The sequence below is a fragment of the Streptomyces sp. SAT1 genome (assembly GCF_001654495.1).
Taxonomy (GTDB): Bacteria; Actinomycetota; Actinomycetes; order Streptomycetales; family Streptomycetaceae; genus Streptomyces; species Streptomyces andamanensis.
Genome location: NZ_CP015849.1, coordinates 4,162,729 through 4,177,782 on the forward strand (window position 1 = coordinate 4,162,729; position 15,054 = coordinate 4,177,782).

Annotated in this window: 13 protein-coding genes; 11 read left to right on the forward strand and 2 right to left on the reverse strand. The window is 72.0% G+C overall.

The genetic code is table 11. The features are described 5' to 3' along the window. Nucleotides 1–618 precede the first annotated feature (618 nt). The 8 genes from hemL to A8713_RS17990 all read left to right on the forward strand — a co-directional run bounded on the left by hemL (nt 619) and on the right by A8713_RS17990 (nt 9,061). Nucleotides 619–1,935, forward strand: coding sequence for a glutamate-1-semialdehyde 2,1-aminomutase (hemL, locus tag A8713_RS17955; protein WP_064534491.1), 1,317 nt, complete (start codon nt 619–621; stop codon nt 1,933–1,935). Between the two features lie 101 nt (nt 1,936–2,036). Then, nucleotides 2,037–2,684 carry a histidine phosphatase family protein gene (locus tag A8713_RS17960; protein ID WP_051115876.1) on the forward strand — a complete coding sequence of 216 codons (648 nt, stop codon included), beginning with the start codon at nt 2,037–2,039 and terminating at the stop codon, nt 2,682–2,684. 228 nt (nt 2,685–2,912) lie between these two features. Continuing rightward, nucleotides 2,913–4,211 carry a hypothetical protein gene (locus A8713_RS17965; protein ID WP_064534492.1) on the forward strand — a complete coding sequence of 433 codons (1,299 nt, stop codon included), beginning with the start codon at nt 2,913–2,915 and terminating at the stop codon, nt 4,209–4,211. A 66-nt stretch (nt 4,212–4,277) separates the two neighbouring features. Continuing rightward, entirely contained in the window at nt 4,278–4,943 is a 666-nt protein-coding gene (locus A8713_RS17970; RefSeq protein WP_064534493.1) for a TlpA family protein disulfide reductase, read from the forward strand. A 6-nt stretch (nt 4,944–4,949) separates the two neighbouring features. After that, nucleotides 4,950–5,711 (forward strand): cytochrome c biogenesis CcdA family protein, encoded by a 762-nt coding sequence (locus tag A8713_RS17975; RefSeq protein WP_018568232.1) that lies wholly within the window; start codon nt 4,950–4,952, stop codon nt 5,709–5,711. Nucleotides 5,712–5,714: 3 nt separating this feature from the next. Next, a complete protein-coding gene (resB, locus tag A8713_RS17980) occupies nt 5,715–7,517 on the forward strand; it encodes a cytochrome c biogenesis protein ResB (protein ID WP_064534494.1) in 1,803 nt (600 codons plus the stop codon). Next, nucleotides 7,514–8,620, forward strand: a complete 1,107-nt coding sequence (ccsB, locus tag A8713_RS17985) for a c-type cytochrome biogenesis protein CcsB (protein WP_064534495.1) — start codon at nt 7,514–7,516, stop codon at nt 8,618–8,620. Before resB ends, ccsB begins: the two co-directional genes overlap by 4 nt. A 27-nt stretch (nt 8,621–8,647) precedes the next feature. After that, nucleotides 8,648–9,061 carry an SRPBCC domain-containing protein gene (locus tag A8713_RS17990; RefSeq protein WP_064534496.1) on the forward strand — a complete coding sequence of 138 codons (414 nt, stop codon included), beginning with the start codon at nt 8,648–8,650 and terminating at the stop codon, nt 9,059–9,061. Nucleotides 9,062–9,077: 16 nt separating this feature from the next. Here A8713_RS17990 and A8713_RS17995 read toward each other — a convergent pair whose 3' ends face one another. Continuing rightward, the gene (locus tag A8713_RS17995) at nt 9,078–9,527 is read right to left on the reverse strand and encodes a nucleoside deaminase (RefSeq protein ID WP_064534497.1); all 450 of its coding nucleotides are present in this window, start codon (nt 9,525–9,527) and stop codon (nt 9,078–9,080) included. 75 nt (nt 9,528–9,602) lie between these two features. Continuing rightward, nucleotides 9,603–10,196 (reverse strand): TetR/AcrR family transcriptional regulator, encoded by a 594-nt coding sequence (locus tag A8713_RS18000; protein WP_064534498.1) that lies wholly within the window; start codon nt 10,194–10,196, stop codon nt 9,603–9,605. A gap of 96 nt (nt 10,197–10,292) precedes the next feature. On the opposite strand from A8713_RS18000, the gene A8713_RS18005 reads away from it, so the two are divergent. From A8713_RS18005 to mqnP, 3 genes are all read left to right on the forward strand, one after another. After that, entirely contained in the window at nt 10,293–12,323 is a 2,031-nt protein-coding gene (locus A8713_RS18005; protein ID WP_064534499.1) for a serine/threonine-protein kinase, read from the forward strand. A gap of 95 nt (nt 12,324–12,418) precedes the next feature. Further along, nucleotides 12,419–13,870 (forward strand): menaquinone biosynthesis decarboxylase, encoded by a 1,452-nt coding sequence (locus A8713_RS18010; RefSeq protein ID WP_064534500.1) that lies wholly within the window; start codon nt 12,419–12,421, stop codon nt 13,868–13,870. Further along, a complete protein-coding gene (gene mqnP, locus A8713_RS18015) occupies nt 13,867–14,769 on the forward strand; it encodes a menaquinone biosynthesis prenyltransferase MqnP (protein WP_064534501.1) in 903 nt (300 codons plus the stop codon). Before A8713_RS18010 ends, mqnP begins: the two co-directional genes overlap by 4 nt. Nucleotides 14,770–15,054: the final 285 nt, after the last annotated feature.

Below are 15,054 nucleotides of genomic sequence, written 5' to 3' on the forward strand. Positions count from 1 at the left end.
CGAGGACCCAGGTCGTCAGTCCCCTCGCCCAGTCCGCCACCGCGATGCATATCTCCACCCGACTGCTTTTCTAGGACGCGTGGCCCCGGCCGCGCAACCCGATCATCGTGTCAGTGACCTCCCCCACGGCCGCACGCCGAAACGTACGCCGAAACATCTCGCCGCGGGATCTTCGTGGCCGTCGGCACGACCCTGCCACGACTCTTCCTCCTGTCCGTCCGCCCGCACGCATCCGTCCCTGTGTCTGTGCGTACGTACGAGGAGGCCAGTTTCTCAGATGGGCCGGGCCTGAGCCGCTTCTTCGGCCACTGCCACGGCCACCGATACCGATACGGGATCCGCCCGCGCGCGGGGGCCGGGAGCGGACCGGGAGCGCCACCCCGCTCCGCTCCCGGCCCCCGCGCCCCCTGGCCTACCCTGAACAGGTCACCGGAGTGGTCACCGAACAGGTCGGCGAACAGGTCACCGGGCCGGTGGCCGGACAGGACACGCCCGCCGGACCGCTGATCGGACCGCGGCCGTCCGCCCGAGCGCCGGAAGCCCGGACGCCGGACGGCCGGCCCCCCGAGGGACCGACCCAGCGCCGGGAGAACCGAGAAATCGGAGAAGTCGCAGGCCATGAGCGAAGTGCCATACCCATACGAAGCCCCCGCCTCGCAGGCGCTGTTCGACCGGGCGGCGACCGTCACGCCCGGCGGCGTGAACTCGCCGGTGCGCGCCTTCCGCGCCGTGGGCGGCACGCCCCGGTTCATGGTGTCCGGCAGCGGGCCGTACCTGACGGACGCCGACGGCCGGGAGTACGTCGACCTGGTGTGCTCCTGGGGGCCGATGATCCTCGGGCACAGCCACCCCGAGGTGATCGCGGCCGTGCAGGACGCGGTCGCGCGCGGCACCTCCTTCGGTACGCCCGGTGAGGGCGAGGTCGCCCTCGCGGAGGAGATGGTGGCGCGCGTCGCGCCGCTGGAGCAGGTCCGGCTGGTCTCCAGCGGCACCGAGGCCACCATGTCCGCGATCCGCCTGGCCCGCGGGTTCACCCGGCGCGCCAAGGTCGTCAAGTTCGCCGGCTGCTACCACGGGCACGTCGACTCGCTGCTGGCCGCGGCCGGCTCGGGCGTCGCCACCTTCGCGCTGCCGGACACGCCCGGCGTCACCGGCGCCCAGGCGGGCGACACCATCGTGCTGCCGTACAACGACCTCGACGCGGTGCGCGCCGCCTTCGCCGCGCACCCGGACGAGATCGCCTGTGTGATCACCGAGGCATCGCCCGGCAACATGGGCGTCGTGCCGCCGCTGCCCGGGTTCAACCAGGGGCTCAGGGACCTGTGCCGGGACAACGGCGCGCTCTACGTCTCCGACGAGGTCATGACCGGCTTCCGCACCAGCCGGGCCGGCTGGTACGGCGTCGACGGCGTCGAGCCCGACCTGATGACCTTCGGCAAGGTGATGGGCGGCGGCTTCCCGGCCGCGGCCTTCGGCGGCCGCGCCGACGTGATGGCGCACCTCGCCCCCGCCGGGCCCGTCTACCAGGCCGGCACGCTCTCCGGGAACCCGGTCGCCACCGCCGCGGGCCTCGCCCAGCTGCGGCTGCTCGACGACGCGGCCTACGCCAAGGTGAACGCCGTCTCGCAGCAGATCCAGGCCATGGTCTCCGAGGCGCTCACCAAGGAGGGCGTCGCGCACACCCTCCAGAACGCCTCCAACATGTTCTCGGTGTTCTTCACCGACCGGCCGGTGCGCGACTACGACGACGCCAGGGCGCAGGAGTCGTACCGCTTCACCGCCTTCTTCCACGCGATGCTGGCGCACGGCGTCTATCTGCCGCCCTCGTCCTTCGAGTCGTGGTTCGTGTCCACCGCCCACGACGAGCGGGCGCTCCAGCGGATCGCCGACGCCCTTCCGGCGGCGGCCCGCGCGGCGGCGGAGGCCACGGCATGAGCGAGCAGCGGGACACCGAGATCACCGAGATCACCGAGATCATCGAGGACGTCAAGAGCGCCGGGAGCGGTGGGGGCAGCGACGTCACCGTCGTCCACCTCATGCGCCACGGCGAGGTGGAGAACCCGACCGGTGTGCTCTACGGGCGGCTGCCGGGCTACCACCTGTCCGAGCTGGGGCGGCAGATGGCCGAGCGGGTCGCCGAGCACCTGGCCCCGCGCGATGTGACGTACGTCGTCGCCTCGCCGCTGGAGCGGGCGCAGGAGACGGCCACGCCGATCGCCAAGGCGCACGGGCTCGACCTCGCCACCGACGAGCGGCTGATCGAGGCGGAGAACGTCTTCCAGGGCAAGACGTTCGGCGTCGGCGACGGCGCGCTGCGCCGCCCGGCGAACTGGAAGCACGTGGTCAACCCGTTCCGGCCGTCCTGGGGCGAGCCGTACATCGACCAGGTGGTGCGCATGATGGGCGCGCTGAACGCGGCGAAGGACCGGGCGCGCGGGCACGAAGCCGTCGTCGTCAGCCACCAGTTGCCGATCTGGATCGTGCGGTCCTACGTGGAGCGGCGGCGGCTGTGGCACGACCCGCGCAAGCGGCAGTGCACGCTGGCCTCGCTGACGACGTTCACGTACCAGGGCGACCGGATCGTCTCCGTCGGCTACAGCGAGCCGGCCCGTGACCTGGTGCCGGCGCATCTGCTGGCGGGCGCCCGGCCGGTGAAGGGCCAGGGGAAGGCCTTCGGGGCGTAATGCACCTAGCGGGGCATATCGCCCATTGCGCAGCACTCCGCTCTGATCGCGATCAACTGCGGTCTCCCGTAGTACACAGAGCGTAAGTAGGCCGTAAGTCATCGGTCACATGCGGACAATTTCGCTACGTTTGTTGTGAAATTCATACCGCGTCACGCAACCCTCGCGGCCGTCACGCCCTCTGAACGAGTGACCACCATTCAGCGGACGTGACGGATCGAGGGACTCATGCGCACCTTCTCCCGGAGGGGAATACTCGGCCTCGGCGCGGGCACCGCGGCTGCCGTAGGACTCGCGGGCTGCGGCGGCCTCACGTCTTCGGACAGCTCGGACGACGCCGGCGGTTCCGGATCCGGTGCGGGTTCGCAGGGCAAGGACACGCCGCCGCCCGCCCGCCCGATCGGCGACGGCTCCACGTCGTTCACCGGCAAGCAGCCGCACCAGCCCGCCAAGCCGGTCCCGCTGGAGCCGGGCCAGACCCCGCCGCAGTTCGTCGTCTTCTCCTGGGACGGCGCCGGCGAGGTCGGCAACGGCCTCTTCCCCCGCTTCCTCGACCTCGCCAAGCAGCACCAGGCGGGCATGACCTTCTTCCTCTCCGGGCTCTATCTGCTCCCGGAGTCCAAGAAGCGCATGTACGACCCGCCGAACAACGCGCGCGGCGCCTCCGACATCGGCTACCTCACCGACGAGCACATCAAGGCCACCCTCACCAACGTGCGCCGTGCCTGGCTGGAGGGCCACGAGATAGGCACCCACTTCAACGGCCACTTCTGCTCCGGCCACGGCACCGTGGGCGACTGGACGCCCAAGCAGTGGCGCAGCGAGATCGACCAGGCCAAGGCGTTCGTGAAGCAGTGGCGGACCAACACCGGCTGGACCGACCTGCCCTCCCTGCCCTTCGACTACGACAAGGAACTGGTCGGCGGCCGCACCCCCTGCCTGCTCGGCCAGGACCACCTGCTGCCCACCGCCAAGGACCTCGGCTGGCGCTACGACGCCTCCTCGCCGGGCGGCCGCCAGGTGTGGCCGGTCAAGAAGCTCGGCATCTGGGACCTCCCGCTCCAGCAGGTCCCGTTCCCCGGCCGGAAGTTCGAGGTCCTCTCGATGGACTACAACATGCTGGCCAACCAGTCCCTGAACTCCACCAAGGCCCCGCCGGTCAACTACCCCGGCTGGCGCAAGCAGTCCGCGCAGGCATACATCCAGGGCTTCGAGCGGGCGTACCAGACCAACCGCGCGCCGTTCTTCATCGGCAACCACTTCGAGCAGTGGAACGGCGGCATCTACATGGACTCCGTCGAGGAGGCCTTCAAACACATCGCCGCCGAGCGCGACAAGGGCGCCGATGTGCGCCTGGTCTCCTTCCGGCAGTTCGTCGACTGGATGGACGTGCAGAAGCCGGAGGTGCTCGCCAAGCTGCGCACCCTGGAGGTCGGGCAGCAGCCGACGGGCGGCTGGAAGGAGTTCCTGAAGACTCCCGCAGGCACGGGCACCGGGACCGGGAAGGGCACCGCCGACGGCGCCTGATATGCGGTTTTCCGCCCGGGAGGGGGGCGGGCAAGATCCCCGGAACAGGCATGCGAAACTTTTCACATGAGTGCCGCCAGCCGCGCCCCCCAGTGCTCCCGCCGGGCGAACCGCACGTCCGCACCGCACCGCACGCGCACGCCCCGTGCCCGCGGCCGCGCCGTCCTGCTCGCCGCCGGGACCGCGGCCGCGGCACTCGTCCTGACCGCCTGCGGCTCCGGGGGCACCTCCGGCGGCTCGGGCAACACCAACTTCATCACCGGCTCCGACGGCATCGCCACGGTGAAGAAGGGCGACCGCAAGCCCGCCCCCGAGCTGTCCGGCAAGACCATCGACGGCAAGGAGCTCGACCTCGCCGCCTACAAGGGCAAGGTCGTCGTCCTCAACGTCTGGGGCTCCTGGTGCTCGCCGTGCCGCGCCGAGGCGCCCAACCTGGTCAAGGTCGCCGGGGACACCGCCGCCGAGGGCGTGCGGTTCGTCGGCATCAACACCCGCGACACCAGCACCCAGCCGGCCCAGCAGTTCGAGAAGAGCTACGCGGTGCCGTACCCGAGCCTGTACGACCCCACCGGCAAGCTGATGCTCCGCTTCAAGAAGGGCACCCTCAATCCGCAGGCCATCCCGAGCACCCTGGTCATCGACCGGGACGGGAACATCGCGGCGCGCGCCCTCCAGGCGCTCAGCGAGGAGAAGCTGCGCAAGATGCTCGACCCGGTCCTCGCGGAGAAGTGAGCCGCCGTGCTACTGGCCGCAGCCACCGATCCCAACCAGACGGTCTTCAGCGGGGCCCTGCTGCTCGCGCTGCCCGTCGCCGTCCTCGGCGGACTCGTCTCCTTCTTCTCGCCGTGCGTCCTGCCCCTCGTCCCCGGCTACCTCTCGTACGTGACCGGGGTCACCGGCACCGACCTGGCCGAGGCCCGGCGCGGCCGGATGGCCGTGGGCGCCTCGCTGTTCGTGCTCGGCTTCACCGTCGTGTTCGTCAGCGGCGGCGCGATGTTCGGCTTCTTCGGGCAGACCCTCCAGGAGTACAAGGGGACCCTGTCCAAGGTGCTGGGTGTGCTCATGATCCTCATGGGCGTCTTCTTCATGGGCCTGATGCCCTGGCTGACCCAGCGTGAGTTCCGCTTCCACCGGCGGCCGGCCACCGGCCTGGTCGGCGCACCCCTGCTCGGCGCCCTGTTCGGCGTCGGCTGGACGCCGTGCATCGGCCCGACGCTGGCCTCCGTGGTGGCGCTCTCCTCCAACCAGGCCAGCGCCGGGCGCGGTGCCCTGCTGACCGTCGCCTACTGCGCCGGGCTCGGCATACCGTTCGTGCTCACCGCCATCGCCTTCCGCAAGGCCCTCGGCGCGTTCGGCTGGGTCAAGCGCCACTATGTGTGGGTGCTGCGCCTCGGCGGGACGATGATGATCGTGACCGGTGTGCTGCTGCTCACCGGCGCCTGGGACCGGCTGGTGCAGGAGATGCAGACCTGGTCCAGCGGCTTCACTGTGGGGATCTGATCCATGAGCAAGACGACACCCGGTACGCGCGCCGACGAGAAGCCGGCCGCGCCGCCCCCCGGTGAGGACGACCTCGGCGCGGCCGGCTCCCAGCTGTCCACCGCGCCCGCCGAGACGGCCGTGCCCGGCTCCTTCGGCGGCCGCCGCGCCCCCGGCGCGGCCGGCTGGCTCGCCTGGGCCGGCCGCGAGTTCATCGGCTGGGTCCGCTGGTTCTGGCGGCAGCTGACCTCCATGCGGGTCGCGCTGCTGCTGCTGTTCCTGCTCTCCCTGGGCGCCATCCCCGGCTCGCTGATCCCGCAGACCGGCAGCGACGCGACGAAGGTCGAGGCGTTCCGCCAGGCCCACACCACGCTCGCGCCCGTCTACGACCGGCTCGGCCTGTTCCACGTCTACAGCTCGGTGTGGTTCTCCGCGATCTACATCCTGCTGTTCGTCTCCCTCATCGGCTGCATCGTGCCGCGCACCTGGCAGTTCACCGGCCAGCTGCGCAGCCGCCCGCCGGGCGCGCCCAAGCGGCTGACCCGGCTGCCCGCGTACGCCACCTGGCGCACCGCCGCCGCGCCCGAGGAGGTCCGCGAGGCCGCGCTGAGGACGCTGCGGCAGCGCCGCTTCCGCGCCCACCTCTCCGGTGACGCGGTCGCCGCCGAGAAGGGCTATCTGCGCGAGGCGGGCAACCTGCTCTTCCACATCGCGCTGATCGTGATGCTGATCGCCTTCGCCTGGGGCCAGTTGTTCAAGACCGAGGGCAACAAGCTGATCGTCGAGGGCGACGGCTTCGCCAACACCCTCACCCAGTACGACGACTTCAAGTCCGGGAACCTCTTCGACGACGACGACCTCGTCCCGTTCAGCTTCACCCTGAAGAAGTTCACCGGCACCTACGAGCCGAGCGGCCCCAACAAGGGCACCCCGCGCACCTACCAGGCGGACATCGACTACAGCGTCGGCGCCGACGGCGAGGAGCGGCACCGGACCGTCAAGGTCAACGAGCCGCTGGAGATCGACGACGCCAAGGTCTACCTGGTCAGCCACGGCTACGCCCCCACCGTCACCGTGCGCGACGGCAAGGGCCGGGTGGTCTACCGCCAGGCCGTGCCGCTGCTGCCGCTGGACCCCAACGTCACCTCGCAGGGCGCGATCAAGGTGATGGACGGCTACAAGAACGCGCAGGGCAAGAGCGAGCAGCTCGGCTTCGCCGCGTTCTTCGTGCCGACCTTCGCCGGGGCCGGCAAGGGCACGATGTTCTCCCAGTTCCCCGCGCTCCGGTTCCCCGTCCTGTCGCTGGGCGCCTACCACGGCGACCTGGGCGTGGACGCGGGCACCCCGCAGAACATCTACCAGCTCGACACCAAGAACCCGAACCTGAAGCCGTTCAAGGACGCCAAGGGCAACATCCTCAAGAGCCGCCTGCTGCCCGGCGAGACCCTGACGCTGCCCGGCGGCGCCGGCTCCATCACGTTCGACAAGGACATCAAGGAGTGGGCCGGCTTCCAGATCGTCCAGCAGCCGGGCACCGGCTGGGCGCTGACCGGAGCCGTCGCCGCGATCTTCGGCCTGGCCGGATCGCTGTTCATCCAGCGCCGCCGGGTCTGGGTGCGGGCGGTGGCGGGCGCCGACGGGGTGACGGTCGTCGAGGTGGCCGGTCTGGGCCGCAGCGAGTCGGCGAAGCTCCCCGAGGAGATCGGCGCCCTGGCCGCCCTGGTCCACGACAAGGCACCCACACAGCCCGAACAGCCCGACGCCGGCTCCGACCCGGAGCAGAGCGCCGCCACCCCCGTACCCGCCGAAGGGGCTGAGAAGAAGTGACTCTCGCCGCCGCAACCGAGCTCGCCACGGCGACCAACGAAAACCTGGCGCACACCAGCAACGCGCTGATCTACTCCTCGATGGCCGTCTACACCCTGGCCTTCCTCGCCTACATCGCGGAATGGCTCTTCGGCAGCCGCAGCAAGGTGGCCCGCACGGCCGCCGCGCTCACCGCCACCGAGCAGAAGGCGGCCGGGGCCGCGGGCCCGGCCGTGGCGGTGAAGTCCGCCGGGGGCACCGCCGTACTGGAGCGCCCCCAGGTCGTCGTGCGGTCCGCCGCCGGCGCCCGCGACGTGCCCGACGGGCCCGGCGCGCACGGCGGTGACGTGCAGGGCGACCTGTACGGCCGGATCGCCGTCTCGCTCACCGTGCTCGCCTTCCTGGTGGAGCTGGCGGGCGTCGTCGCCCGCGCGGCCTCCGTGGAGCGGGCGCCGTGGGGCAACATGTACGAGTTCAACATCACCTTCTCCACGGTCGCGGTCGGCGTGTACCTCGCGCTGCTCGCCCTGAAGAAGAACGTGCGCTGGATCGGCCTGTTCCTGACCACCACGGTCCTGCTGGACCTGGGCCTCGCGGTCACCGTCCTGTACACGGCCAGCGACCAGCTCGTCCCGGCCCTGCACTCGTACTGGCTGTACATCCACGTCTCCACCGCGATCTTCTGCGGCGCGGCCCTGTACGTCGGCGCGGTCGGCACGCTCGCCTACCTCTTCAAGGACTCCTACGAGAACAAGCTGGCCTCGGGCGGCGAGCCGGGCTCCTTCGCGAAGTCGGTGCTGGAGCGGCTGCCCGCCGCCGCCTCGCTGGACAAGTTCGCGTACCGGATCAACGCGGCCGTCTTCCCGCTGTGGACGTTCACGATCATCGCGGGCTCCATCTGGGCCGAGTCGGCCTGGGGCCGCTACTGGGGCTGGGACCCCAAGGAGACCTGGGCCTTCATCACCTGGGTCGCCTACGCCGGCTACCTGCACGCCCGCTCCACGGCCGGCTGGAAGGGCCGCAAGGCGGCGTACATCGCGCTGATCGCGTTCGCCTGCTACCTGTTCAACTACTACGGCGTGAACATCTTCGTCGGCGGCAAGCACTCGTACGCGGGCGTCTGACCGGCCGCCGCGGGGAACCCGGCCGGTATGACCGGTTCCTTCGGCGGTTCCATCGAACAGGGCACCAGCCAGACGCACGGCAGTACGCACATCCTGGGCTTCCTGGTCCGCTTCCCGCGGCCCATGGAGGCCGTCTGGCCCGCGCTGTCCACCCCGGACGGGCTCGCGGGCTGGTTCACCCCCGCCGACGAGCTGGAACCCCGGCTCGGCGGCGCGGTCAGCCTGCGCGGCCTGGGCAGCGGCCAGGTCACCGCCTGGGACGTCGACCGGGTCGCCGAGTACACCCTGGCGGACGGCGGCCGGATCCGCTTCCACCTGGAACGGGACGGCGCGGAGGGCTGTGTGCTCCGCTGCACCCATGAGTTCGGCGGCGAGGGCGCCTCGGAGCGGGCCTGGCGGACCCGTTTCGGACGTCTCATCGAAAAGCTGGCGGGAGAGTAGCCCTCGGGGGCGGGGATCACTCCCCGATGTCCTCCCGCCACAGCTCCGGGCGCTCGCGCACGAAGCCGCGCATCAGTTCCACGCACTGCGGGTCGTCGAGGACCACGATCTCCGTGCCGTGCTCCGCCAGCCACCCGTGCCCGCCGTGGAAGGTGACCGCTTCCCCGACGACGACCCGGCCGATCCCGAACTGGCGGACCAGCCCGGAGCAGTACCAGCAGGGCGAGAGCGTGGTCACCATCGTCGTGCCCCGGTAGGACCGCTGCCGTCCCGCGGCGCGGAACGCGGCCGTCTCCGCGTGCAGCGACGGGTCGCCGTCCTGCACCCGCCGGTTGCGGCCCCGCCCCAGCAGGGTGCCGTCGGCCGCGTAGAGCGCCGCGCCGACCGGGATGCCGCCCTCCGCGAGCCCGGCGCGCGCCTCAGCGAGCGCCGTGCCGAGCCATGCGCGTGCCTGGGCCTCGTCCATGGACCCACTGTGCGGGCAGCCGGTGCGCTACGGCAACGGCGCGCCTCCCCCCGGGACCCGGGAACCGGGGGCCGTTCAGGGCGCCAGCGAGCGGCAGATGCGGTCGGGCAGCAGCCGGACCGCCTCCTCCAGGTCGACCTCGCCGGCCCCGGACAGCCAGCGCCGCGCCGTGGCCACCACCGGACCCATCACCAGCGCCTCGATCAGCGGCGCGGGCAGCGGCGCGATCTCCCCGGCGGCGACGCGCGGTCCCAGCCAGCCCGCCAGCTCCGCCAGCCGCGCCTCCTGCGTCTCGTGCACCTGCCGCCCGTGGCGCATCGCGTCCCGCGACGTCCCGGAGGAGTGCAGGAACAGCGCCGCGTCCCGGTGCTCCTGGATGAAGGCGAGATACGCCCGCACCAGCGCCCGGACGCCGGTGTGCAGCGTGCGGGTGGGGACCAGCGCCGTCAGCAGGGCGTCCAGCAGGCGGGAGTTCCAGCGGGTGTGCAGCGCGGTCGACAGCCCCTCGATGCTGCCGAAGTGGTGGTACAGGCTGCCCATGCTCACCCCGCTGGCGGCGGTGACCGCGGTGACGGTCAGGCCGTTGTCGCCGGTCACCGCGTACACGCGCAGCGCCGCCTCCAGGAGCAGGTCGGCGGTGGCCTCCCCGCGCTGCTGCTTGGGGCTCATGGTTTCCAGTGTAACTTTCTAGAGAACTCTTCCAATTCCGGGGGTCGCGACGGCACACTGACAGCGCTTGTTGCCGACGGCCGGACGGGGAGAGACGTGGTGGAGCTGAGCGGCGGCGGGGCCGAGCCGCTGTCGGAGGGGGACCCGCGGCGGATCGGCGCGATCCCGCTCGTCGGGCGGCTCGGCGCCGGCGGCATGGGCCGCGTGTACCTGGGCGTGCACCAGGGGGAGTACGCCGCCGTGAAGCAGGTGCTGCCCTCGGTCTTCGCCGAGGATCCCGGCTTCCTGCGCCGGTTCGGGCAGGAGCTGGACAACCTGGCCCGGCTGCCCGCCGACGTGACCGCGCCGCTGCTGGCCAGCGACCGCGAGGCCCGCCCGCCGTGGCTGGCCACCGAGTACATCCCCGGGCTCACGCTCAGCGAGGTCGTCGAGGAGTACGGCACGCTCTGCGCCGACGCCCTGTGGTTACTGCTGCGCGAGGCGGCGGCCGGGCTCGCCGCGGTGCACGACGCCGACATGGTGCACCGCGACCTCAAGCCGTCCAACGTCATGCTCACCGGCGACGGCGTCACCCTCATCGACTTCGGCGTCGCCCGCGCCGCCGAGCAGAGCCGGCTGACCCGCACCGGCGTGGTCGTCGGCACCCCCTCCTACATGTCACCCGAACAGGCGTCCGGGGCCCGGCGGCTGACCGGCGCCACGGACGTCTTCGCGCTGGGTTCCCTGCTCGCGTACGCGGCGACCGGGCACTCCCCGTTCGGCGAGGGCGCCGGGGTCGACCTGCTCTACCGGATCGTGCACGACGCGCCCGGCCTGAGCGGCCTGCGCGAGGTCGACGCGGACCTCGCGGACCTGGTGGCGGCCTGTCTGGAGAAGGACCCCGAGGCCCGGCCCGGCGCGGCGGAACTGCTGGAGCGGGCGCGCGGGCGCGACCTGCCCGAGCGGGCCGCCTGGCCCGAGGGCGCCGGGGAACGGCTCGCCGAGCGGGCCGCGTTCGCCGCGGCCCCGCCCCGGGGCACGGAACTGGCGGAGCTGGAGAAGCTCGCGCGGTCCGCCACCACGGCCGGGGGGCCGGGTGCGGCGGCGGGGGAGGGCGGCGCCGGGGGTGGCCGCAGCAGCGGGGGCGGGGGTGACGGCGGGGTCGCCGGGCCCGGCTCGGACTCCGGTTCCGGCGGCAAGGACACCGCGCCGGACCGCGAGCCCGCCCACCGGGGCCGACGGCGCGTGCTGCTGGCGCTCGTCCCGGTCGTGGTCACGGCGACCGGCGCCACCCTCGCCCTGCAACTGCTGCCCTACACGGCCGCCACCAGCGACGGCGCGCAGGCCGCCCCCACCGTCTCGGTGCCGGTCACGGGACCGGGCGGCCCGTCCCCGTCCGGCGCCTCCGCTCGGGCGACGGCGACGCCGTCCGGGTCCGCGTCGCCGGGCAAGGGCGGGAAGAAGGGCAAGGACAAGGGAGACGGCAAGGGCAAGGACAGCGCGGCCGGGCAGCCGGGGGAGAAGGACGCGGACGGGGCGGACGGCACGGACGGCGCGGGCGGCCGGGGCGGGCAGCCGGGCGGCGGCGGCAAGGCCGGGGGCGGCGGCACGACCGGCAAGGAGAGCGCGGGCGGCGGCTCCGGGAGCGGCGGTGGCGGGGGCGGGAGCACCAAGCCGTCGGGCGGCGGCTCCGGAAAGGGCGGGGGCTCGGGCGGGAGCGGGGGCTCCGGTGGAAGCGGCGGTTCCGGCGGCAGCACCGGCGAGCCGCCCGCCTCGGGCATCTTCACCCTGCGCAACGGCTCCAGCGGCACCTGCCTGTCCGTCTCCTACGGCTACGGCGCGATCATGGAGAGCTGCACGTCCGCGCGCGCGGACTGGGAGTTCCGCAGCGCCGGCTCCGGCGGCGTCCACCTCTTCAACAAGGCGACCGGCGCCTGTCTGAGCGCCAGCCTGCCGGCCGGCGGCCTCATGACCATGTCCTGCGACCGCGCAGGCAGCAGCGACGCGGACATCAGCTGGCGCTACGGCTCCGGCGGCACCCTCAGGAGCGACTACAACGGCCGCTGCGTCGCCGTCCTCGCCAACGGCACCGTGGACACCGCCGCCTGTTCCTCCGGCTCCGCCGCCCAGCGCTGGTCGAAGAGCTAGGCCCGGCGCCGGCCGGAGCACCGGGACGGCGCCACGCGCCCGCCGGGCACGGGGCGGTCGCGGGACGCGCGACCGCCTCGGCGATACTGGACCCCATGGCTTACGACGATCTTCGCTCCCTGCTCAGGGCGCTGGAGCGCGAGGGCGACCTCAAGCGCATCAAGGCCGAGGTCGACCCGTATCTGGAGGTCGGTGAGATCGTCGACCGGGTGCAGAAGTCCGGCGGCCCCGCACTGCTCTTCGAGAACGTGAAGGGCTCGGCGATGCCGCTCGCCATGAACGTCTTCGGCACCGACCGCAGGCTGCTGAAGGCGCTCGGCCTGAAGTCCTACGCCGAGATCAGCGAGCGGATCGGCGGGCTGCTGCGGCCCGAGCTGCCGCACGGCTTCGTGGGTGTGCGCGAGGCGTTCGGCAAGCTCGGCGCGATGGCGCACGTACCGCCGCGCAAGGTCAAGGAGGCGCCCGTCCAGGAGGTCGTGCTGCGCGGCGACGACGTCGACCTCGACGCGCTGCCCGCGCTGTTCACCTGGCCCCAGGACGGCGGCTCCTTCTTCAACCTCGGTCTGACCCACACCAAGGACCCGGAGTCGGGCATCCGCAACCTGGGCCTGTACCGGCTCCAGCGCCACGACCGGCGCACCATCGGCATGCACTGGCAGATCCACAAGGACAGCCGCAACCACTACCAGGTGGCGGCCCGGCGCGGCGAGCGGCTGCCGGTCGCCATCGCCTTCGGCTGCCCGCCCGCCGTGACGTACGCCTCCACCGCGCCGCTGCCCGGCGACATCGACGAGTACCTGTTCGCCGGGTTCCTCGCGGGCCGGCGGATCGAGATGGTCGACTGCAAGACCGTGCCGCTCCAGGTCCCGGCCCAGGCCGAAGTGGTCCTGGAGGGCTGGCTGGAGCCGGGCGAGATGCTGCCGGAGGGCCCCTTCGGCGACCACACCGGCTTCTACACCCCGCAGGAGCCCTTCCCGGCGCTCACCATCGACTGCGTGACGATGCGCAGGCGCCCGCTGCTCCAGTCGATCGTGGTCGGCAGGCCCCCCACGGAGGACGGCCCGCTCGGCCGCGCCACTGAGCGCTTCTTCCTGCCGCTGCTCAGGATCATCGTGCCGGACATCGTGGACTACCACCTGCCCGAGGCGGGCGGCTTCCACAACTGCGCGATCGTCTCCATCGACAAGAAGTACCCCAAGCACGCCCAGAAGGTGATGCACGCCATCTGGGGAGCGCACATGATGTCGCTGACCAAGCTGATCGTGGTCGTCGACGCCGACTGCGACGTGCACGATCTGCACGAGGTCGCCTGGCGGGCCCTGGGCAACACGGACTACGCCCGTGACCTCACCGTCGTCGAAGGCCCCGTCGACCACCTCGACCACGCCTCCTACCAGCAGTTCTGGGGCGGCAAGGCAGGCATCGACGCCACGAAGAAGCTGCCGCAGGAGGGATACACCCGCGACGGCGGCTGGCCGGAGATGGTGGTCTCCGACCCGGATACGGCGGCGAAAGTCGACCGCCGCTGGAAGGAGTACGGCCTGTGAGCGCCTCCGCCGCCGCGATGCCCCAGCCGGGACGCACGAAAGCATTCCTCCGCCTGGTCATGATCGAGCACTCGGTCTTCGCGCTGCCCTTCGCGTACATCGCCGCGCTCACCGCGATGTACGAGTGGGACGAGAACATCCACTGGGCGCGGCTGCTCCTGGTGACCGTCTGCATGGTGGGGCTGCGCACCTTCGCCATGGCGGTGAACCGGATCATCGACCGGGAGATCGACGCCCGCAACCCGCGCACCGCGCACCGCGAGCTGGTCACCGGCGCGATGTCCGTACGGCACGCCTGGACCGGTGCGCTGATCGCCCTGGTGGTCTTCCTGGGCGCCGCCGCCCTGCTGAACCCGCTCTGCCTGGCCCTCGCCCCCATCGCGGTGGTCCCGATGGTCGTCTACCCCTACGGCAAGCGGTTCACGAACTTCCCGCAGGCCATCCTGGGCCTGGCCCAGGCGATGGGCCCGATCGGCGGCTGGCTGGCGATCAGCGGCGAGTGGTCGTGGAAGGCGGTGATCCTGGGCCTGGCCGTCGGCGTCTGGATCGGCGGCTTCGACCTGATCTACGCCTGCCAGGACGTCGAGACCGACCGCCAGATCGGCGTCCGCTCGGTCCCGGCCCGCTTCGGCATCCCGGCCGCGATCTGGGGCGCCCGCGCCTGCCATACCGTCACCACGGCCCTGTTCGTCTGGTTCGCCCTGGCCACCGGCGCGGGCGTCCTCTTCTGGCTCGGCCTGCTCGTCGTCGCCGGCGCCTTCCTCTACGAACACACCATCGTCCGCCCCCACGACCTGTCCCGCCTGAACCGGGCGTTCTTCAGTGTCAACGGCTTCATCGGCATCGCGCTCTTCGTGTGCGCGCTGCTGGATCTGCTGGTGCGGGGGCTGCGGCCGTAGCCCGTCGGCGGGTGAGGCCGAGTGCTCACCTCGAAGCGACCTGATCTGCCCGGTCACTTCGGGGTGAGTGGGGTGCGGTGGGTGGTTCGCTTCTCGTGGCGGGACCTTGACACAGGGTGAAACCACGCCTTTAAATCTCGCTTACCTATGAAGATCTTGTGATGGCGGGGGCGGGGTTTCGTGCGGGTGGGGTGGGGTGGGGTGGGCTGGAAGCCGTGGTGCGCCGTGGGCGCAGGCGGCGTGGTGGGACGGCTTCCGCGGTGGCGGCGCTGACAACGGTGGCCG